This is a genomic window from Actinomadura sp. NPDC048394, assembly GCF_040651755.1.
Lineage (GTDB): Bacteria > Actinomycetota > Actinomycetes > Streptosporangiales > Streptosporangiaceae > Spirillospora > Spirillospora montaniterrae.
Genome location: NZ_JBEZJL010000123.1, coordinates 1 through 20,357, shown reverse-complemented (window position 1 = coordinate 20,357; position 20,357 = coordinate 1). Strand labels below are relative to the sequence as shown.

The following is a 20,357-nucleotide window of genomic DNA, read 5'->3' as shown; positions in this document are numbered from 1 at the left end:
TCTGTTTTACTGCGGTCGACACCGCCGCCCCGGCGACCACCGGGGGGCCGCGCGGGGGGGGGCGCCCCGCCGGGGGCCGCGCCGCCGGCGGCCGCCGGTGCGGCGCTGATCAGGCCAGGACGCGGTCGACGAACGCGGTGACGTCGCCGAGCACCTCGTCGCGGTTCGTCTCGTTGAACACCTCGTGGCGCGCGCCCGGGTAGATCCGCTGGGTCAGGTCGCCGCCCCGGATCGCCTCGATCCCGACCGACGTGCCGTCCAGCGGGACGAGCCGGTCGTCGTCGCCGTGCACGTGGAGGGTGGGCAGCGCGCCGAGCGACCCGTGCTCGTTGATCCGGCGGATGCAGGCGTCCATGGCCTCGACGGTCGGCTTCTTGAACGGGCCGTGCCACACCAGCGGGTCCTCGCCGTACGCCTTCCCGACGGCCGGGTCCCGCGACAGCGTGGCGGTGTCGATGGGCTCGTCGGGCATCTCGTCGAGGGCGAGCAGCGCCTCCACGGCGGCCCAGCGGCCGAGGACCGGCCCCGACAGCACCAGCGCGGTCAGCACGTCGCCGTGGACCTGCGCGTAGCGGGCGGCGATGAGGCCGCCCATGGAGTGCCCGATCAGCACGACGGGCAGGCCCGGATGGTCGCCGCGGGCCGCCTCGACGACGGTGTGCAGGTCGGCGACGACGTCCTCGAAGTCCTTGATGAGCACCCGGTCGCCCGCCGACCGGCCGTGGCCCATGTGGTCGGGCCCGCACACGGTCGCGCCGTGCCGGACGAGCGCGTCCGCCACGTGCTCGTAGCGCCCGAGGTGCTCGCCGTACCCGTGCGCCAGGACCGCGATGTACCGGGGTTCGCCGTCCGCCCAGATCCGCGCGCTGACCGCGCCCCGCGTGCCCGCGAACTCCCACTCCCGTGCCGCCGTCACCCGTACCTCCTCGTCCGAACCGGCCCTGCCCGCAGCCCGCGATGCGACGGATCGGCGATCGCCGCAATAGGCTGGACCGATCGACCGTAACCCGGACGGCCCGCCCAGCGCGCCGTCCACCCGGCAGGAAGGGGCGCCCGTGCTGGTCGACACCTTCGGTCGTACCGCGACGGACCTGCGGGTCTCGCTCACCGACCGGTGCAACCTGCGGTGCTCGTACTGCATGCCGCCCGAGGGGCTGGACTGGCTGCCGAAGCCGGAGCTGCTCACCGACGACGAGGTGGTCCGGCTCGTCGGGCTCGCGGTCGGCGAGCTGGGCGTCACCGAGGTCCGCTACACCGGCGGCGAGCCGCTGCTGCGGCGCGGCCTCACCGGGATCGTGCGGCGCACCGCGGCGCTGGAGCCGCGCCCGGAGATCTCGCTGACCACCAACGGGATCGGCCTCGCGCGGCTGGCCGGGCCGCTCGCCGACGCCGGGCTGGACCGGGCGAACGTCTCGCTGGACACCCTCGACCCGGCGACGTTCAAGCGGCTCGCGCACCGCGACCGGTTCGCGGACGTCCTCGCCGGGCTGGAGGCGGCGCGCGCCGCCGGGCTCGAACCCGTCAAGATCAACGCGGTGCTGATGCGGGGGATCAACGACCACGAGGCGCCCGCGCTGCTGCGGTTCTGCCTCGAGCACGGCTACCGGCTGCGGTTCATCGAGCAGATGCCGCTGGACGCCCAGCACGGCTGGACCCGCGACGACATGATCACCGCGGACGAGATCCTGGAGCGGCTGTCGGCGGAGTTCGACCTCGCCCCGGACGCCGCGCACGACCGCGGCAGCGCCCCCGCCGAGACCTTCGTGGTCGGCGGCGGCCCGGAGACGGTCGGCGTGATCGGGTCGGTGACCCGGCCGTTCTGCGGCGCCTGCGACCGCGTCCGGCTGACCGCGGACGGCCAGGTCCGCAACTGCCTGTTCGCGACCGAGGAGTCCAACCTGCGCGACGCGATGCGCGGCGGCGCGTCCGACGAGGAGATCGCCGAGCGCTGGCGCAAGGCGGTCTGGGCGAAGCGGGCCGGGCACGGCATCGACGACCCGTCGTTCCTGCAGCCCTCCCGGCCGATGTCCGCGATCGGCGGCTGACACGCGTGCCCGCGTTCGACGCGGTGCTGCTCGCGGGCGGCCGCGCCCGGCGGCTCGGCGGGGCCGACAAGCCCGCCGCGCCGGTCGGCGGACGCGCGCTGATCGAGTGGGTCGCCGCCGCCGCGTCCGGCGCGTCCCGGACGATCGTGGTCGGGCCGCCGCGCGACGTATTGCCGGACACCGTTCGGGTCCGCGAGGACCCGCCGGGCGCCGGTCCGGTGCCCGCGCTGCGGGCGGGCCTGGCCGAGGTCCGCGCGCCCTGGGCCGTCCTGCTGGCCGCCGACCTGCCGTTCCTGCGCCCCGTCCACGTCGCCGCGCTGCTGGACGCGGCGGGGGAGCGCGCCGGGGCCGTGCTGGTGGACGGCGACGGCCGCGCGCAGTGGCTCGCCGGTTGCTGGCGCACCGCCCGCCTGCGGGACGCGCTCGCCGCGTACACCGGCGCGTCCCTGCGCGGCGTCCTCGGCCCGCTGGACCCGGCGATGGTCGCGCTCCCCGCCGGGGAGCGGCCCCCGTGGTACGACTGCGACACGCCCGACGACCTCGCCCGCGCCGACGGGCTCGCCCGGCCGGACGTGCTTTGACCGTGCGAGAGTGGGCATCGCGTACGTCGACGCGTTGAAGGGGGACGCCCATGTCGGTACTTGAGGACTGGATGAGCGCGGTCTGCCGCGAGCTCGGCCTGGAGCGCGGCGACATCGACCGCGACCTGGTGCTCGACCTGGCCCGCGACGTCGCGCACGGGGTGGCGCGCCCGGGCGCGCCGCTCACCGCCTACCTGCTCGGCCTCGCGGTCGGCCGCGGCGCGCCCGCCCGGGACGCCGCCGCCCGGCTCACCGAGATGGCCGAGGCCTGGGGCGCCGGGCCCGCCGCGGACGCCGGGGAGCAGGCGGCGCAGCGCGACGTGCCCGAACAGGCCGGCGAGCGCGTCCTCGACGAGGCCTAGCGGCCGCCCGCGGCCCGCAGTATCTCGGTGGGGGGACGACCCCCCACGCCCCCCGCGAAAGCGGGCCTGACCGCCGCCTTCCGCTCCGCTGGCGCTCCGCTCCAGGCGGCGGTCAGGCGTCGCGGTCCTCGACCGGAACCACGTCCTTGAGGAAGTCGCGGCGGTCGAGGAACGCCGACAGGCTCTCGCGGTGCTCGTCGCAGGCGAGCCAGATCTTCCGCCGGTCCGGGGTGTGGATCTTCGGGTTGTTCCAGCGCAGCGCCCACACCGCGGCGGCGCGGCAGCCCTTCGCGGAGCACTGCAGTTCGTCGGGGCCGGAGCCCGGTGCGGATTCGGTCACCGGCCAACTCTGGCACAGCGGCCGGGGCGCCCCGCGCGCCGGGTTTGGCGAGATGATCTCCGGAAAGGAGATCGCTCGTGCGGACGGAGGCGGCGGCGGGCGCCGACCAGGAGGGCCGGGTGCAGCGCCCCTGGCGGGCGCTGTCGGTCTGCCTCGTCGCCGCGTTCATGACGCTGCTGGACGTCAGCATCGTCAACGTCGCACTGCCGTCGATCAAGCAGGGGATGCACGCCTCCGAGGCGGGGCTGCAGTGGATCCTGTCGGGCTACGCGCTGACCTTCGGGCTGGTGCTCGTGCCCGCCGGGCGGCTCGGCGACGCGCGCAGCCGCCGCGCGGTGTTCATGACCGGGCTGGCGCTGTTCACCGCGGCCAGCGCGGCGGCCGGCATCGCGCCGACCATGACGTGGCTCGTGCTGGCCCGGCTCGTCCAGGGCGTCGCGGGCGGCATCCTGAACCCGCAGGTCGCGGGGCTCATCCAGCAGCTGTTCCAGGGCGGCGAGCGGGGCCGCGCGTTCGGCGCGCTCGGCGCGGTCATCGGGATCGCGACGGCCGCCGGGCCGCTGCTGGGCGGCGGCATCATCGCGCTCGCCGGGCCCGAGGAGGGCTGGCGCTGGGTGTTCTACGTCAACATCCCGGTCGGCGTGGCGGCGCTGTTCCTGGCGTGGCGGCTGCTGCCGCCGCCGGTGCGCGGGGAGAAGCAGGGCCTCGACCCGCCCGGCGTGCTGCTGCTCGGCGCGGGCGTCGTGTGCGTGCTGCTCCCGCTCGTCCAGCAGCAGCAGTGGCACGGGAACCGCAAATGGCTGCTGGTCCTCGCGGGCGCGCTGTTCATCGCCGCGTTCGCCTGGTGGGAGCGGCGGGCCCGTGCGCCGATGGTGGACCTCGGGCTGTTCCGCCTCCGCTCGTACGCGCTGGGGTCGGCGATCGCGCTGCTGTACTTCGCCGGGTTCACCGCGATCTTCTTCATCTTCACCCTGTACCTGCAGAACGGCCTGGGCTACAGCGCGCTGGAGGCGGGCCTCGCCATCACCCCGTTCGCGGTCGGGTCGGGCGTGGCGGCGGCGGTCGGCGGGCGCATCGTCGCCAGGTACGGGCGGCCGCTCGTCGCCGCCGGGCTCGCGATGGTCACGGTGGGGCTGGCCGCGGCGTGGCTCGCGGTCGAGCTGGAGCCGGGACGGGGCGTCGGGATCGCGACCGCGCTGCCGCTGCTGTTCGCGGGCTGCGGCAGCGGCCTCGTCATCGCCCCGAACCAGACCATCACGCTGTCGGAGGTCCACGTCACGCAGGGCGGCAGCGCCGCCGGGGTGCTGCAGACCGGGCAGCGGGTCGGCACCGCGACGGGGATCGCGGCGGTCGGGTCGGTGTTCTTCTCCGCGCTCGCGAGCACGCACGGCGACTGGGCCGGGGCGTTCCGCCGCGGCCTCGTCGTCATCCTGGCGTTCGTGGTGCTGGCGCTGGCGGCGGCCGTCGCCGACCTGGCGGCCGGCCGCCGCGCCCGGTCAGCGGCGCTGGCGCAGCGCGAGGCGCAGGAGCACGGCCAGGCCCGCGAGAACTGCTGACGCCGCGCCCGCGAGCGCCAGGTTCTGCCGCCGGATGCGGGCCGGGATCCGCGCGTACGGCATCGTGGAGAACGACACCAGCTCGTACCGCGAGACGTACCGGCCCGCGAGCCGGCGTTCCAGCGCGTGCGTCGCCGCCTGCTTCGCCCGGTACACGGGGGACGAGACGCGGTCGCGCATCTCGATGAAGTTGTCCAGCGCCATCTCGGCGATCGCGTCTGTGTTCGGCTTGCGGCGCTCCTCGTACAGCGCCAGCGCGCGCGCCCAGTCGCCGCCGGTCTCGGTCAGGCACCGGTCGATCTCGATGCAGTCCTCGAACGCGCAGTTCGCGCCCTGCCCGAAGAACGGGACGATCGCGTGCGCGGCGTCGCCGAGCAGCGCGACGATCGCGCCGTCGCCCCGCCGCGTCCACGGCCGGCACCGCACCGTCACCAGCGACCCCACCGGGTTGCGCTCGTAGTCGTCGACCAGGTCGGGGATCAGGCCGGCGACGTCCGGGTAGTGCTCGGCGAAGTACGCGGTGACCTTCTCGGGGGTGTCCAGCGCCGCGAGGTCGGACTTGGGCCAGAACAGCGTGCAGGTGAACGAGCGGTCCAGGTTCGGGAGCGCGATCATCATCGAGGTGCCGCGCGGCCAGATGTGCAGCGCGTCCGGGTCGAGCGCGAAGTCGCCGCCGCGCGGCGGGACGGTCAGTTCCTTGTACCCGTGCTCCAGGAAGTCGGCGTCCTCGTTCAGGCCTAGGGACCGGCGTACGGCGCTGTACGCGCCGTCCCCGGCGAGGACGACGTCCGCGTGCTCGGTGCCGCCGTCCTCCAGCAGCAACGCCCCGGCCTGGACGTCCACGCCGGTGACGCGCTGGGCGAAGCGCAGCGTCACGCCGGGCGTCGCCTCGGCCGTGTCGAGCAGCGACTCGTTGAGCTGGGCCCGGCTGATGGAGTTGATGGCGCGCTCGCCGTCGGCGCTGTAGGGCTGGAAGTTCTGCTCCTTGCCGAGCGGATGCACCATCCGGCCGTGCATCGGCAGCGCCTGCTTCAGCGACCGGTCCCGCAGCCCCACCTGCTCGAGGGCGGCGAGCCCGCGCGCGGAGATCGCCAGGTTGATCGAGCGGCCCCGCTCCGCGCCCGCGATCCGCGGGTCGGGACGCCGCTCGTAGACGGTCACCTCGATGCCGCGCCGGCCGAGCAGCACCGCGAGCAGGCAGCCCGCGAGGCCCGCGCCGACGATCGCGACCCGCTCGCCCCGCCGCTCAGCCATCGGCGGGCTCCTCTCCGGTGGTCGGCTGCTCGGTCTGCGAGCGGACCTCCCACAGGTCGGGGAACGCGGGCGTGAACAGCGTGGAGCGCAGGTAGTCGGCCCCGGCCGAACCGCCCGTGCCGAGCTTGGCGCCGATGGTCCGCTCGACCATCTTCAGGTGCCGGTACCGCCACTCCTGGATGCCTTCGTCCACGTCCACGAGCCCCTCGCACACCTCGGCGGCGGGCCCGTTCTCGTCGGCGTAGACCGCCAGCAGCACCTTCTGGACGTCCGCGTCCGGCTCCCACGGCAGCGAGGTGTCGCGTTCGAGCGCCTCGCGGGGGACGGGGTGGCCCTGCACGGCGAGGTAGCGCAGCAGCGAGTCGAACATCGACGGCCGCGACACCGCGGCGCGCAGGCGCTCGTCGCCGCGCAGCACCGACGCGGGGAACCCGCGCCGGCCGAGCACGGCCTCGATCTCGCGGAACTGGTCGCTCTGGAAGCCGCTGGAGGTGCCGAGCGCGTGCCGGAACGCGGCGAACTGCCGGGGCGTCATCGTCTCCAGCACGTCCAGCTGCCCGACCACGGTCTTGAGGATCTTGGCGATCCGGCGCGCGGTGTGCAGCGCGCCCGCGCTGCCGCCCGCCTCCAGCCGGCGCTGCAGCAGCGCGGCCTCGTGCAGGATCTGCTTGAACCACAGCTCGTAGACCTGGTGGATGATCACGAACAGCAGCTCGTCGTGGGCGTCGGTCTCGGGCTCCTGGCAGTCCAGGAGCCGATCCAGCCGCAGGTACCCGCCGTACGTCATCGTCGGCGAATCCGCCATCACCGCCTCCTTGCGACACAACGGATGTGACCCGCAGCATATTGGATCGTTCTGCCCATTCGGCCGGTGGGTGGGCCTGCGGCGGACATACCCGGCAATCCGCCCGACGCGGGGCGGGCGCGGCCTCACCAGGACCGGAGCGACCGCCGGAAGATGCCCGCGACGTCGTCCTCGGTGACCGGGCGCGGCGACGCCACCAGCAGCCGCTGCTGCCGCATCGTCCCCTCGACCAGGCCGGGGATGTCCGCCTCGTCGTAGCCGACGCCCGAGATCCCGTCCGGGATGCCGATGTCGCGCATCAGGCTCAGCAGCGCGCGCGGCAGGTGCTCGGCCGGGTCGTCCGGCCGGTCCATCTCCGGGGCGAGCAGCTCGGCCGCACGGACGTGCCGTTCGGGACGCGCCTGGAAGGTGAACCGGAACGCCTCGGGCGCGGTGAGCGACACCGACATCCCGTGCGGGACCATCGGCTCCCCGTCCGGGTACCCGTCGGGCCGGAAGTCCTTGACCTGCCCAGCGATCGGGTACGCGTTGGCGTGCGGGATGTGCACGCCCGCGTTCCCGAACCCGAGCCCCGCGAACGTCGCGGCCAGCGCCATGTCGGCGCGGGCGCGGCGGTCCTCGCCGTCCCGGACGGCCGCGCGGAACGAACGGGCGATCAGCCCGAGCGCCCGCTCGGACCACATGTCCGAGACCGGGTTCGCGCCGCAGTACGGGACGCGCTGCTCGGGCCGCTTGCGCTCGTAGGCGTCGTACGGCTTGGCGGTGTAGCTCTCCAGCGCGTGGCACACGATGTCCATCCCGGACGACGCGGTCACCCCGGCCGGCTGCGTCACCATCAGGTCGGGGTCGACGACGGCGAGCGCCGGGCGCATCCGCGGGTGGCTGATGCCCGTCTTGACGCGCAGGTCGAGGACGTCCAGGACGCAGACCGTCGTGCTCTCGGCGCCGGTCCCGGTCGTGGTGGGGACGGCGACGAGCGGCAGCAGCGGCCGCTCCGGCGCCCGTCCCGCGCCGACCGGCGGGTTCAGGTACTCGGCGAGGTCGCCGTCGTTGGTGGTGAGCAGGTCGACGGCCTTGGCGGTGTCGATGCTGGACCCGCCGCCCACCGCGACGTACGCGTCGTACGGGCCGGTGTCCCGCGCGTGCTCGACCGCTTCGCGCATGCTCGCGTCCGTCGGCTCGACGCGGACGCGGTCGTACACCGCCGCCTCGATCCCGTACGCCTTCATCGCGTCGGCGACGCGCTGCGGCCCGCCGGTGGCGGCGACGCCCGGGTCGGTCACCACGAGGACCCGCCGCGCGCCGTACTGCGCGAGGTCGTGGCCGATCTCCTCGGCCGCGCCCGTGCCGAACTTCAGCTGCGGCGCGCCGTAGGTGAAGACCGTCTCGTTCGCCATGTCCGCCCCTCGATGCCGGTACCGGTGATCGTTCCCACGGTGTCACCGCCCGAACGCGGCGGGCAAGGCGGGGGCCGGCGCCCGCTACTCGTCGGACAGCTCGCCCACCGACACGCGGACGGCGCGCAGCGCGGCGGTGATCTCGGCGGCGCGCTCGGCGGTCAGCGCGGCGATGCCGAAGCCGGCCTCGTTGAGCGCGACGGTGGCCTCCTCGGCGAGGTCGCGGCCCGCCGGGGTGATCGTGGCGAGCACGACGCGGCGGTCGTCGGGGGAGGGGGCGCGGCCGACGAGCCCGCGCCGCTCCAGCCGCCCGATGACGTTGGTGACCGACGCCGGGTGCACCATGAGGCGAGTGCCCATCTTCCCCATGGGAAGGGTGCCGGTACGGGTGAAGGCGAGCAGCCGGAGCGCCTCGTAGGCGGCGAAGGTCAGCCCGTGCGGCTTCAGCACCGCCTCTATCCGGCCGAGCAGCAGCTGCTGCGCCCGCATCACCGAGGTCACGGCCGCCATGTGGTCGGCGTGCTCGGGCCAGCGGGCGCTCCACTGCCGGTGGGCCTCGGAGATGGGGTCGGGGGTGTCGGGCACCGCCCCACCGTAAGGCGTCTTGACCTCGTCGCGCACGGAAACTATTTTAACTTCCAAATATTGGATGTCCAAAGGTTGAGGTGGGGGACGTGTCCGGACCGCTCCACAAGCCGGTGCACCCGGTGCGCTTCGTGACGGCCGCCGCGCTGTTCGACGGGCACGACGCGGCGATCAACATCATGCGGCGGATCCTGCAGTCGCAGGGCGCCGAGGTGGTGCACCTGGGGCACGACCGGTCCGTCCGCGAGGTCGTCGACGCCGTGCTGGAGGAGGACGCGCAGGGCGTCGCGATCAGCTCCTACCAGGGCGGCCACGTCGAGTACTTCGAGTACCTGTCGCGCAGCCTCAAGGAGGCGGGCGCCGAGCAGGTGCGGGTGTTCGGCGGCGGGGGCGGCGTGATCGTGCACGAGGAGATCGCCCGCCTCGCGGACGCGGGCGTGCGGATCTTCTCCCCGGAGGACGGGCAGCGGCTCGGCCTGCCCGGCATGATCAACGAGCTGGTCCGGGACTGCGACGTCGACCTCGCCGACGAGCCCGTCCCGGCGGACGCGGTGATCGCCGGCGACCGGCGCGCCCTCGCCCGCACCATCACCTGCCTGCAGGCCGGGAAGCTGGCCGACGCCGACCGCGCCGCCCTCGCCGGCGCCGCGTCCGGACGGCGCGTCCCCGTCCTCGGCATCACCGGGACGGGCGGCTCCGGCAAGTCGTCCCTCACCGACGAACTGGTCCGCCGGCTGCGCGTCGACCAGCGCGACCGGTTGCGCGTCGCGGTGCTCGCCGTCGACCCGACCCGGCGCCGCGGCGGCGGCGCGCTGCTCGGCGACCGCATCCGGATGAACTCCCTGGACGGCGACAAGGTCTTCTTCCGCTCCCTCGCCACCCGCGGCGCCCGCGAGCTGCCCGAGAACATCGAGGACATCCTCACCGCCGTCAAGGCCGCCGGATACGACCTGGTCATCCTGGAGACGCCGGGGATCGGGCAGGGCGACGCCGCGATCGTGCCCCTCGTGGACGTCTCGCTGTACGTGATGACGCCGGAGTTCGGCGCCGCGTCCCAGCTCGAGAAGATCGACATGCTCGACTTCGCGGACGTCGTGGCGATCAACAAGTTCGAGCGGCGCGGCGCCGAGGACGCCCGCCGCGACGTGTCCCGGCAGCTCGTCCGCAACCGGGAGGCGTTCGGGCAGCGGCCCGAGGACATGCCGGTGTTCGGCACCAGCGCCGCCACCTTCAACGACGACGGCGTCACCGCCCTCTACCAGCACCTCGGCGGCATGCTCACCGAGTACGGCCTCACCCTGCGGGACGGAGCGCTCCCGCACGTCGACACCAGGGTCTCGACCGGCGCCGCCACGATCATCCCGCCGAGCCGCGTCCGGTACCTGAGCGACATCGCCGAGACCGTCCGCGGTTACCACGCCGACACGGCCGCGCAGGCCGAGGCCGTCCGGCGGGTGCAGCGCCTCAACGAGGTCCGCGCCGAGCTGACCGACGCGTCCGAGGTCGAGGGGCTGCTTGAGAAGGCGCGCCGCGACGTCGCCCCGGAGAACGCGGACCTGATCGAGGGCTGGCCCGCCGTCGTCGAGTCCTACTCCGGCGACGAGCAGGTCGTGAAGATCCGCGACAAGGAGCTGCGCACCACGCTGACGCGCGAGTCGCTGTCGGGCAGCCGCATCCCGCGCGTCGCGCTGCCCCGCTACACCGACCACGGCGAGCTGCTGCGGTTCCTGCGCGCCGAGAACCTGCCCGGGAAGTTCCCGTTCACCGCCGGGGTGTTCCCGTTCAAGCGCGACAACGAGGACCCGGCCCGCATGTTCGCGGGGGAGGGCGACCCGTTCCGCACCAACCGCCGCTTCAAGCTGCTGTCGGAGGGCCAGCCCGCGACCCGGCTGTCCACCGCGTTCGACTCGGTCACCCTCTACGGCCGCGACCCCGACGAGCGTCCCGACGTGTACGGCAAGGTCGGCACGTCCGGCGTCTCGATCGCGACGCTCGACGACATGAAGGCGCTCTACGACGGGTTCGACCTGTCGTCGCCGACCACGTCGGTGTCGATGACCATCAACGGTCCCGCGCCGACGATCCTCGCGTTCTTCCTCAACACCGCGATCGACCAGGGCCTCGACGCCTTCCGCGAGGAGAACGGGCGCGAGCCGTCCGCCGAGGAGGCCGCGGAGATCCGCGCGCGGGTGCTGTCCACCGTGCGCGGCACCGTCCAGGCCGACATCCTCAAGGAGGACCAGGGCCAGAACACCTGCATCTTCTCCACCGAGTTCTCGCTGCGGATGATGGGCGACATCCAGGAGTGGTTCATCGCCAACAAGGTCCGCAACTTCTACTCGGTGTCGATCTCCGGCTACCACATCGCCGAGGCCGGGGCGAACCCCATCAGCCAGCTCGCGTTCACGCTCGCCAACGGGTTCACCTACGTCGAGTCGTACCTGGCGCGCGGCATGGACATCGACGACTTCGCACCGAACCTGTCGTTCTTCTTCTCCAACGGCATGGACCCCGAATACAACGTCCTCGGACGCGTCGCCCGCCGCATCTGGGCGGTCGCCATGCGGGACCGGTACGGCGCCAACGAGCGCAGCCAGAAGCTCAAGTACCACGTGCAGACCTCGGGCCGCTCCCTGCACGCGCAGGAGATGCACTTCAACGACATCCGCACGACGCTGCAGGCGCTCATCGCCATCTACGACAACTGCAACAGCCTGCACACCAACGCCTACGACGAGGCCGTCACCACCCCCACGGCCGAGTCGGTGCGGCGCGCGCTCGCGATCCAGCTCATCATCAACCGCGAGTGGGGCCTGGCGATGAACGAGAACCCGCTGCAGGGGTCGTTCATCATCGACGAGCTGACCGACCTGGTGGAGGAGGCCGTCCTCGCCGAGTTCGACCGGATCAGCGAGCGCGGCGGCGTCCTCGGCGCGATGGAGACCGGCTACCAGCGGGGCCGCATCCAGGACGAGTCGATGCTGTACGAGCAGCGCAAGCACGACGGATCGCTGCCGATCGTCGGCGTCAACACCTTCCGCACCCCGGACTCCGGCGACGGCACGCCCGACACGATCGAGCTGGCCCGCGCCACCGAGGACGAGAAGCGCTCCCAGCTGGAGCGCGTCCGGTCGTTCCAGTCCGCGCACGGCTCCGAGGCCGACGCCGCGCTGGCCGCGCTGAAGGAGGCGGCGCGCGCGGGCGAGAACGTGTTCGCGGTGCTGATGGACGCGGCGCGGGTCTGCAGCCTCCAGCAGATCACCGACGCGTTCTTCGAGGTCGGCGGCCAGTACCGCCGCAACGTCTGAGCGCCGCGCCGCATGGCCGTCCGCGACGACACCGGCGTGCCCGTCCCCGTGCCGGGGCGGGTGCGCCGCGTCGTGTCGATCGTCCCGTCGCTGACGGAGACGGTCGCGGTGACCGCGCCGGAGCTCCTCGCGGGCGCCACGGACTGGTGCACGCACACCGCCGGGCTCGACGTGCCGCGCGTGCGCGGGACGAAGAACCCGGACGTGGAGCGGATCAGGGAGCTGCGGCCCGACGTCGTCCTCGGCAACACCGAGGAGAACCGCCCCGCCGACGTCGAGGCGCTGCGCGCCGCGGGCGTCCCGGTGTGGATGACCGAGATCCGCACCGTGGACCAGGCCCTCGCCTCGCTGCGCCGCATGCTCACCGAAGCGTGCCGCGTCCCGGTCCCGGCCTGGTTGGACGAGGCGGCCCGCGTCTGGGCGGACGCGGCGCCCGCCGAGCCGCGCGCCGCCGTGATCCCGATCTGGCGGCGCCCGTGGATGGTCGTCGGCCGCGACACCTTCACCGGCGACGTGCTGTCCCGCCTCGGCGTCGCCAACGTCTACGCCGGCCACCCCGAGCGGTACCCGAAGATCCCGCTGGACGAGCTGAACGCCGCCGGCGCCGACCTGGTCGTCCTGCCGGACGAGCCGTACCGCTTCACCGAGGACGACGGCCCCGAGTCGTTCCCCGGCACCGATGTCGCGCTGGTCAGCGGGCGGTACCTCACCTGGTACGGCCCGTCGCTCGTGCAGGCGCCCGCCGAGCTGCGGGAACGGCTCGCGGCGGCGCGGACCTACTGACCGGCCTCCCCGGCATCGGACGGGCGGCGCGTGAACATCGCCTCCACGCAGCGCGCCATCCGCCCGTCCAGCTCCTCCGCCGGGACGTCGATCTCCCGCGCCAGGTGCTCGCGCAGCAGCGTGTACCCGTAGATCGTCGACGCGATCGCCGCCTGCACGGCCTCCACGTCGTCGATCGGCAGCTCGCCCCGGGCCGCCTCCGCGGCGAGGTCCTTGCGGCCCTCGCCGCGGTTCAGCAGAACCCGGGGACGGTCGTCGCCGTCCAGCACCAGCAGCGTCGCCAGCAGCACCGGCTCGGGGTGGCGCAGGCTCGTCCAGAACAGCCGCGACAGGCGCTTGCGGAGCGGCAGCCCCGCGGCGCCCGCCGCGTCCTCGGCGTTCGGCCGGGACCGGTGGAACAGCGCCGAGCGCAGCAGCGCCCGCCGCGAGCCGAAGTACTGGTAGACCAGCCCGCGGTTGACGCCCGCCTCGTCGGCGACCTGCCGCAGGTTGAGGCCCGCGAGGACGCCGCCGCGGCGCAGCAGCGCGATCGCCGCCGCCCGCAGCGACTCCTCGGTCGCGTCCCGGTCGCGGGTCCGCTCGTCCCGGCGCCCCGCCCGCGGAGCGGTCACGCCTTCGGGCCGCCCGCCACGTAGATCACCTGGCCGGACACGAACGAGGCGTCCTCGCTGACCAGGAACGCCACGACGCCCGCGATGTCCTCGGGACGGCCCACGCGGCGCACCGGGATCTCCTTGGCGGCGGCGTTCTTGAAGTCCTCGAAGCCGACGCCGACCCGCTCGGCGGTCGCCGCGGTCATCTCGGTCTCGATGAACCCGGGCGCGATCGCGTTCGCGGTCACGCCGAACTTGCCCAGCTCGATCGCCAGGGTCTTGGTGAAGCCCTGCAGGCCCGCCTTGGCCGCCGAGTAGTTCACCTGGCCGCGGTTGCCGAGCGCCGACGTCGACGACAGGTTGACGATGCGGCCCCAGCCGGCCTTCGTCATGTGCTCCTGCGCGGCGCGGCTCATCAGGAACGAGCCCCGCAGGTGCACCGACATGACCGAGTCCCAGTCGTCGTCGGACATCTTGAACAGCAGGTTGTCGCGCGTGATGCCGGCGTTGTTCACCAGCACGACCGGCGGGCCGAGCTCGGCGGCGATCCGCGCGACGGCGGCGGCGACCTGCCCGGAGTCGGCGACGTTCACGCCGACGGCGAGGGCCTTGCCGCCGTTCTTCTCGATGGTCTCCACGGTGCCGGCGCAGGCGGCCTCGTCGAGGTCGCAGACCGCGACGGCGAAGCCCTCGCGGGCGAGCCGGACGGCGGTGGCGGCGCCGATGCCGCGCGCCGAACCGGTGACGATGGCGACCCTGGTGTCGGTCATGTCGTGCTCCCTGCCCTTCGTCGGATCCGGCCGTGTCAGACCTGGATGTCCTTGGCGATGATGGTCTTCAGCACCTCGCTGGTGCCGCCGTAGATCCGGGTGACCCGGGCGTCGGTGTACAGGCGCGCGATCGGGTACTCCAGGATGTAGCCGTAGCCGCCGTGCAGCTGCAGGCACTTGTCGACGACGCGCTGCTGCACCTCGGTGCAGAACAGCTTGGCGACGGCGGCGTCGGCCGGGGTCAGCTCGCCGGCGTCGAGGGCCTCGATGCAGCGGTCGACCAGGGACCGGGCCGCCTCGACCTCGGTGGCGCACTCGGCGAGGACGAACTTGGTGTTCTGGAACGAGGAGACGGTCTTGCCGAAGACCGTGCGCTCCTGGACGTACTTGCGGGCGAACTCGACGGCGGCGGCCGCGGACGCGTAGGAGCTGGTGGCGATGCCGAGCCGCTCCTCGGCGAGGTTGTGGGTCAGGTAGCTGAAGCCCGCGCCCTCCTCGCCGAGCAGGTCCTCGACGGGCACCTTCACGTCGACGAACGACAGCTCGGCGGTGTCGGAGCTGCGCAGCCCGATCTTCTCCAGCTTGCGGCCGACCGAGTAGCCCTCGCTCTTGGTGTCCACCGCCAGGATCGACAGGCCGGCGCGGCGGTTCTCCGGCGTCGCCGGGGACGTCCGCGCCACGACCAGCACGCGGTCGGCGAGGACGCCGCCGGTGATGAACGTCTTGGCGCCGTTCAGGATGTAGTGGTCGCCGTCGCGCTTGGCGGTGGTCTGCATGCCGGCGAGGTCGGAGCCGGTGCCCGGCTCGGTCATCGCGATGGCGGTCATCATGTCGCCGCTGATGAACGGCGGCAGCCAGCGCTTCTTCTGCTCCTCGGAGGCGTACTTGAGCAGGTAGGGCAGGACGAGGTTGACGTGCACGCCGTAGCCGCCGAAGCTCACCCCGGCGCGCGCGCACTCCTCGGATATCACGGCCTGGTACTTGAAGCTGGTCTCGCCCGCGCCGCCGTACTCCTCGGGCACCTGGATGCCGAACACGCCCAGCTCGCCGAGCTTGTTGTAGAAGTCGCGGGGCGGGTGCCCGGCCTGCTCCCACTCCTCGTAGACGGGAGCGACCTCGGCCTGGATGAAGTCCCGGATCGTCTCCCGGAACGCCTCGTGGTCCTCGTTGAACAGGGTGCGGCGCACGCTCGGCCCCTTTCGCTGCGTAACTAACAGAACGCTAACTTAGCTCGAATCCCGTTCTAGCAGCAAACGCCGGACGCGCGCGGGGCCGCCGCGCGCGTCCTCCATGGAGAGACAGCGGAATCTAGCGTTCCGTTCGAGGGGAATCCGGGCCGGTTGCCCGCGTCAGCAGGACGGCTCGCAGACGCGCCGCGACACGGCCTTGAGGAAGATCCCCTGGATCTGCTGCGGCGTCTCGGCCACGTACACCTCGCCGCGCGTCGCGTGCGCCACCCGCCGCAGGTCCCGGACGTCCACGTCCGGCCCGTACCCGAGCATGTTGATCTGCACGGGCCGCTCCGGGTCGTAGGCGCGGCCCAGCTCGGCGAGCGTCTCGTCCAGCGTCGGCCCGTCGGGGTCCTCGTCGCGGCCGTCGGTCCACAGCAGGATCGAGTTCACGAACTCCGGCTTGTAGGTCCGCGTCATGTACGCGAACGCCGCGAGGACGGTGTCGTACAGGCCGGTGTCGCCGTGCTTCTTCACCCGCATCTGCGCGAACGCGCTCAGCACCCGCTGCCGCCGGGTCGACGACCCGAGCCGCTCGCCGAGCGGGCCCACGCCGACCAGCTCGCGCCAGTCCCGCCCGCCCGGCAGGTCCGTGGAGAACTCCCACTGGCCGAGCTCGCTGTCGTCGGGCAGCAGCGACAGGCCGCCCTGCGCGGTGCGGATCGTCGACTGCAGCCGCGACACCCCCGGCGCGACCGGCTCGGCCATCGAACCGGAGATGTCCATGATGCTGAGCATCCGGATGCTCAGCGACAGCTGCGCCCACGCCTGCATCGTCTGCGCGACGGCCGAGGCGGACGGCGCCGCCAGCGCGTGCGGCACCTGAGGGTCCACGCCCGTCCGCGCGGTGAACGACGCGGGCGCGGCGCCGTCCGGGGTCCGGAGGCCGAGCCGCCGCACGTCCGCGCGCGACGCCCCGGATGTGAGCGCTTTCTGGAACAGCCGGCCCGCGCGCACCTTCGCCGGGTCCTTGCCGAGGACGGTGACGGGGTAGTCGAGGAACACCGAGCCCTCCGACGGGTACACCGCGACGGCCGGATCGGCGGCGTGCGCGGCGTTGTAGGCGAACACGGCCCGCTCGGGCGCGAGCGCCACTGGGTAGGGCTGCTCTGAGCCGCCGCGGAACGCGGTGAACTCGGCGTTCACCGACGCGGCGATGCCCTCCCGGATCGTCCGGACCACCCCGGTGAACACCGCTTCGCCGCCCGGCGACCCGCCCATCAGCGTCCCGGCCAGCATCAGCGTGCCCATGCCCGTCGCGCTGCGGTCGGGGTCGGGCACCTGGAGCCGCAGCAGGTGGGCGGGGATCGCGCCGCCGGTCCCCGCGTCCGGTGCCCCGCCGGAGCCGTCCGCCGTCCCGGCCGCCTCGAGCAGGTCCCGCCAGGACGGCCGCTCCGGCACGCCCGCGGCCCTCAGCTGCGCGGCGAGGGCCTTCGGCATCGCCACCACGATCGGGCTGGACGCGATCCCGCCGAGCCCGGTGAACGGCACCGCCTGCGCCGGCCGGCCGGACCCCTGCACGAGCCTGATCCACAGCGAGGAGTCGGGGATCCACACGTCGGGCCGCTCGGTCACCCCGGCCGAGCCCTTGCCGGACAGCAGCGTCGCGACCGCCGCCGGGTCCGCGGCCCGCACCCGCAGGCGCGCGCACCGGCCGCCGATCTCGTGCCGGGCGTCGTTGAACCGTCCGGCCGCCTTCGCCACGGCGGGCTCGACGTCGGGCGCCGCCGCGACCGACACCGTCACCGCGCCGCCGCCGGAGCAGTCCCCGCGGGACGAGGCGAACGCGTACACGCCGAAGCCCGACAGCACGACCAGTCCCACGGCCGCCGCGAACGGGCCGAGGAAGACGCCCGCGCGGCGCCGCGGCGGACGCGCCGTCCCGTGGCCGCCGTGCCGGCCCGCCCCGCCGTGCCCGCCGTGCCCGCGGCCCTTCGCCGCCGCGTGCGCGGGCCCGGTGGCCCTCGGCTGCGGGGGAGCGGACGGCATGAACGCCGGATCCGGGGACGCGGCCGCCGCCGGCCGCTCCTGGTCGTGTCCGGGCAGCCGGGGCGCGGGTGCCCCGCCCGGGTCGGAGGCGCCGAGGAAGTCGCGGCGCACCCGGTAGTCGCCCGAGTCGGACAGGCTGCGCGGTGCCCAGTCGGGCACGTCGTCGTCGTGGCCGCTCATCGCGGGCCTCCGTTCCCCGGGCGGGTGCACCGGGCCGCGGCGCGCCGTGTCATGACTCGCCTCCTCGCGGAGCATGAGACAGATGGACGATGTGTCTCAGTCGGTCGGGTGTGATATTCGTCTCGCCGGGCGGCCCCGTCAAGGGTTTCGCCGGTACCGGACTGGATGCGGGCGAAGGCCGGCCCGCCGCGGCCTCGCGGCGGGGGTCACGACGGGACGGGGACCTCGGCGAGCAGCGCGCCGAGCCCGGCCGCGCGGGCGGGCTCCACGTCTCCCGGCGCCCGCCCGTCCAGCGCCGAGCGCAGCCCCGCGATCCGCCGCCCGAGATCGACGGGCGCGCCGCCGTCCACCTCGTCCAGCAGCGTGGTCACCAGGGTCGCCAGCTCGGTGCCGAACCTCGGCCGGACCTCGCCCGTCGCCATGCCGACGTCGATCGAGCGCCGCATCCGCGCGAGAGCGCTCACCGCCACCGCGCGGGCCGTCCCCTCGGGGACGGCGGGCGACGCCGCCGCGCGGGGCGTCCGGACGGCGGTCGGACGACTCGCCGGGTCCTCCATCGACCCGAGGGGCGGCCGCGAGGCCGGGCGGCTCGGCAGCGGCACGGCCACGTCCGCCGGGGCGTCCCGCAGCGACGAGAGGATCATCAGCAGCGGGAGGAGGGCCAGCACGAGGACCCCCGCGCAGGCGCCGCCGACGACCGCCGCACGGCGGGCCCGGGGCCGCCTGCTCTCCGGCCCGCCCGGCGCTTCGGCAGGAAGAACGCTCGTCCGGTCCGCGGACGAGCCGTCCGCCGCAGCCGCGAGGAAGCGCGCGACGTCGGCCGCCGACGGACCCCCGTCCCCCTCACGGCAGCGCGCCACCACAGCAGCGACACCGTCGGGGGCGTCCGTCAGGCACGCGGCGATGATCTCCCCGAGCGCCCGCACGTCGTCGCCCGCGCCGCCGGTCGCCTCTGGAGCCCCGGTCCCCGCCCGAGCCAGTGCGCCCGCCGGGCCGAGGCCGAGCAGCCGGACCCCGTCCGCGGTGAGGAACACCTCAGAGGTCGTCAGCGCCCCGTGCGCCGCCCCGCAGGCATGGACGGCGGCGAGGGCCTCGGCGACCCGCGCGCAGACGTCCACGGCCTCCTGGGGCGCCGGCAGGCCCCGCGCCAGGCGGCGGGCGAGGGTCTCGCCGCTGAGGAACTCGGTGACGACGTACATCAGCGCGCCGCCGTCCGTCCCCTCCGCCTCGCCGAAGTCGTAGGTGGTGACCGCGCAGAGGTGCGCCGGAGACGCGGCGGCACGCGTGGCGTCCCTGATCCGGTCTCGCAGCGCGCCCTCGGACGGCGTCACCGCGAGGAACGTCACGGCGACGCGCCGCTCCAGCAGCGCGTCGCGCCCGCACCACACCTGCGTCCGGCCGTGCCGGGCGAGGCGCCGTTCCATGCGGTACCGGCCGTCCAGCAGAAAACCCGGGTCCACGGGACCTCCCCTCTGGCGCGGGGATGGCGTTCACCCAGGGGGCAGTACGCACGCGGGACCCGGTCCGGATCGGCCGCGGGACGATCCGCACGGATCAGCGGGCAAAAAGTTCGGACCGGCCGGGTTTCGGCTCGTGGCCGGAGCAGGCCAGCGCCGGGACTTGCGCTTTCGCGGAGATGTGCTGAGGCCGCCGGCCGGCGTCAAGCCGGGGCATCGGGGCGGTGGCGCGAAGGCCATGAGACATGAAAAGCGGCGCCGGGTGGATACGGGGGCAACCCACCCGGCGCCGCATCATCGGTGTTCCGACGGGGGCCCGGAACACCGGCACGGGCGCTCCGACGGGGGACCAGAGCGCCGGTACAAATCGTACACCGAAACCCCCCGCGGTTAGTCAAGAGAATGTCACGACCCGATTTCCGGTCGCTGTCCGGAAACCCGCTTCTGTTCGGGGCCCTCGTGGTCCTCGAAGCGCGCCGACGGCGTCGGCTCCCGGCCGCCGTTCGCGAAGATCACCGCGACGTACGGCAGGAACAGCGCACCGACCACCAGGGCCGCCGCGAGCCACACCGGTGCCCCGGCCACCACGCTGACGACCGCCCCGACGAAGCACACCGTCCGCACTCCCATCGACCACAGGTAGCGCCGCTGCCGGTGGCCGATGTCCTCGGACATGGGGCGGGGAGCGTCGGTGACCGTGTAGACCTCCGGTCCCCGATGGTGATTGACCTTCACCATTCCACGGTAAGCCCATGGAGTCCGATAGGCGACAGCAGGACGGTCAAGACATGGGAGGCACGACATGACGGACCGCACGTACCGGGTGACGGAGATCGTCGGCACCTCGCCGGAGTCCGTGGAGACCGCCGTCCGCAACGGCATCAGGCGCGCCTCGCAGACCCTGCGCCACCTCGACTGGTTCGAGGTGAAGGAGGTGCGCGGCCAGATCGAGGACGGCGAGGTCGCGCACTACCAGGTGACCCTCAAGGTCGGCTTCCGCCTAGAAGACGCCTGAGGAGTGTGGGGGGGGGGGGCCCCCCCCCCCCCCCCCCGGGGGGGGGGGGGGGGGGGGCGCCCCGGGGGGGGGGGGGCCCCCCGCCCCCCCCCCCCCCCCCCCCGGGCG

The 20,357-nt window shown here is 74.0% G+C and carries 19 protein-coding genes; 7 read left to right on the top strand and 12 right to left on the bottom strand.

The genetic code is table 11. The features are described 5' to 3' along the window. Positions 1–109 precede the first annotated feature (109 nt). Positions 110–916 (bottom strand): lysophospholipase, encoded by an 807-nt coding sequence (locus tag AB0C78_RS47840; protein WP_360761785.1) that lies wholly within the window; start codon positions 914–916, stop codon positions 110–112. Between the two features lie 139 nt (positions 917–1,055). On the opposite strand from AB0C78_RS47840, the gene moaA reads away from it, so the two are divergent. The 3 genes from moaA to AB0C78_RS47825 are packed head-to-tail and all read left to right on the top strand — an operon-like array spanning position 1,056 to position 2,988. Next, positions 1,056–2,045: a GTP 3',8-cyclase MoaA gene (gene moaA, locus AB0C78_RS47835; RefSeq protein WP_360761783.1), complete on the top strand. Its 990-nt coding sequence runs from the start codon at positions 1,056–1,058 to the stop codon at positions 2,043–2,045. A gap of 5 nt (positions 2,046–2,050) precedes the next feature. Then, a complete protein-coding gene (locus AB0C78_RS47830) occupies positions 2,051–2,626 on the top strand; it encodes a molybdenum cofactor guanylyltransferase (RefSeq protein ID WP_360761781.1) in 576 nt (191 codons plus the stop codon). 50 nt (positions 2,627–2,676) lie between these two features. Then, positions 2,677–2,988 carry a DUF6457 domain-containing protein gene (locus tag AB0C78_RS47825; protein ID WP_360761779.1) on the top strand — a complete coding sequence of 104 codons (312 nt, stop codon included), beginning with the start codon at positions 2,677–2,679 and terminating at the stop codon, positions 2,986–2,988. A gap of 112 nt (positions 2,989–3,100) precedes the next feature. Here the strand turns inward: AB0C78_RS47825 and AB0C78_RS47820 are convergent, their stop codons facing one another. Beyond that, positions 3,101–3,328: a hypothetical protein gene (locus AB0C78_RS47820; RefSeq protein WP_151545873.1), complete on the bottom strand. Its 228-nt coding sequence runs from the start codon at positions 3,326–3,328 to the stop codon at positions 3,101–3,103. A 77-nt stretch (positions 3,329–3,405) separates the two neighbouring features. Between AB0C78_RS47820 and AB0C78_RS47815 the strand changes: the two genes are divergently transcribed. Next, positions 3,406–4,884 carry an MFS transporter gene (locus tag AB0C78_RS47815; RefSeq protein ID WP_360761777.1) on the top strand — a complete coding sequence of 493 codons (1,479 nt, stop codon included), beginning with the start codon at positions 3,406–3,408 and terminating at the stop codon, positions 4,882–4,884. Here AB0C78_RS47815 and AB0C78_RS47810 read toward each other — a convergent pair. The 4 genes from AB0C78_RS47810 to AB0C78_RS47795 form a co-directional block, all read right to left on the bottom strand. After that, positions 4,825–6,138, bottom strand: a complete 1,314-nt coding sequence (locus AB0C78_RS47810) for an NAD(P)/FAD-dependent oxidoreductase (protein WP_360761775.1) — start codon at positions 6,136–6,138, stop codon at positions 4,825–4,827. The two genes, AB0C78_RS47815 and AB0C78_RS47810, sit on opposite strands and share 60 nt — an antisense overlap. Further along, on the bottom strand, positions 6,131–6,943 hold the full coding sequence (locus tag AB0C78_RS47805) for a tryptophan 2,3-dioxygenase family protein (protein ID WP_360761773.1): 813 nt from the start codon (positions 6,941–6,943) through the stop codon (positions 6,131–6,133). Before AB0C78_RS47805 ends, AB0C78_RS47810 begins: the two co-directional genes overlap by 8 nt. Before the next feature lie 125 nt (positions 6,944–7,068). Then, a complete protein-coding gene (locus tag AB0C78_RS47800; protein ID WP_360761771.1) occupies positions 7,069–8,340 on the bottom strand; it encodes a hydroxyacid-oxoacid transhydrogenase in 1,272 nt (423 codons plus the stop codon). Positions 8,341–8,424: 84 nt separating this feature from the next. Further along, entirely contained in the window at positions 8,425–8,961 is a 537-nt protein-coding gene (locus AB0C78_RS47795) for a MarR family transcriptional regulator (RefSeq protein ID WP_360761769.1), read from the bottom strand. 53 nt (positions 8,962–9,014) lie between these two features. Here AB0C78_RS47795 and icmF point away from each other — a divergent pair, with 53 nt between their 5' ends. Beyond that, positions 9,015–12,233, top strand: coding sequence for a fused isobutyryl-CoA mutase/GTPase IcmF (gene icmF / locus AB0C78_RS47790; protein WP_360761767.1), 3,219 nt, complete (start codon positions 9,015–9,017; stop codon positions 12,231–12,233). 12 nt (positions 12,234–12,245) lie between these two features. Continuing rightward, positions 12,246–13,016, top strand: coding sequence for a helical backbone metal receptor (locus tag AB0C78_RS47785; protein ID WP_360761765.1), 771 nt, complete (start codon positions 12,246–12,248; stop codon positions 13,014–13,016). Here the strand turns inward: AB0C78_RS47785 and AB0C78_RS47780 are convergent. The 6 genes from AB0C78_RS47780 to AB0C78_RS47755 all read right to left on the bottom strand — a co-directional run bounded on the left by AB0C78_RS47780 (position 13,010) and on the right by AB0C78_RS47755 (position 19,972). Further along, the gene (locus AB0C78_RS47780; RefSeq protein WP_360761764.1) at positions 13,010–13,627 is read right to left on the bottom strand and encodes a TetR/AcrR family transcriptional regulator; all 618 of its coding nucleotides are present in this window, start codon (positions 13,625–13,627) and stop codon (positions 13,010–13,012) included. The genes AB0C78_RS47785 and AB0C78_RS47780 overlap by 7 nt on opposite strands. Further along, a complete protein-coding gene (fabG, locus tag AB0C78_RS47775; RefSeq protein ID WP_360761762.1) occupies positions 13,624–14,379 on the bottom strand; it encodes a 3-oxoacyl-ACP reductase FabG in 756 nt (251 codons plus the stop codon). The genes AB0C78_RS47780 and fabG overlap by 4 nt, the downstream gene beginning before the upstream one ends. Before the next feature lie 35 nt (positions 14,380–14,414). Beyond that, the gene (locus AB0C78_RS47770; protein WP_360761760.1) at positions 14,415–15,566 is read right to left on the bottom strand and encodes an acyl-CoA dehydrogenase family protein; all 1,152 of its coding nucleotides are present in this window, start codon (positions 15,564–15,566) and stop codon (positions 14,415–14,417) included. Positions 15,567–15,728: 162 nt separating this feature from the next. Next, a complete protein-coding gene (locus AB0C78_RS47765; RefSeq protein ID WP_360761758.1) occupies positions 15,729–17,777 on the bottom strand; it encodes a substrate-binding domain-containing protein in 2,049 nt (682 codons plus the stop codon). Positions 17,778–17,983: 206 nt separating this feature from the next. After that, positions 17,984–19,237, bottom strand: a complete 1,254-nt coding sequence (locus AB0C78_RS47760) for a hypothetical protein (RefSeq protein WP_360761756.1) — start codon at positions 19,235–19,237, stop codon at positions 17,984–17,986. Positions 19,238–19,639: 402 nt separating this feature from the next. Beyond that, positions 19,640–19,972, bottom strand: coding sequence for a DUF3099 domain-containing protein (locus AB0C78_RS47755; RefSeq protein WP_151546702.1), 333 nt, complete (start codon positions 19,970–19,972; stop codon positions 19,640–19,642). Between the two features lie 64 nt (positions 19,973–20,036). Between AB0C78_RS47755 and AB0C78_RS47750 the strand changes: the two genes are divergently transcribed. Further along, positions 20,037–20,249: a dodecin gene (locus tag AB0C78_RS47750; protein ID WP_151546703.1), complete on the top strand. Its 213-nt coding sequence runs from the start codon at positions 20,037–20,039 to the stop codon at positions 20,247–20,249. Positions 20,250–20,357 lie beyond the last annotated feature (108 nt).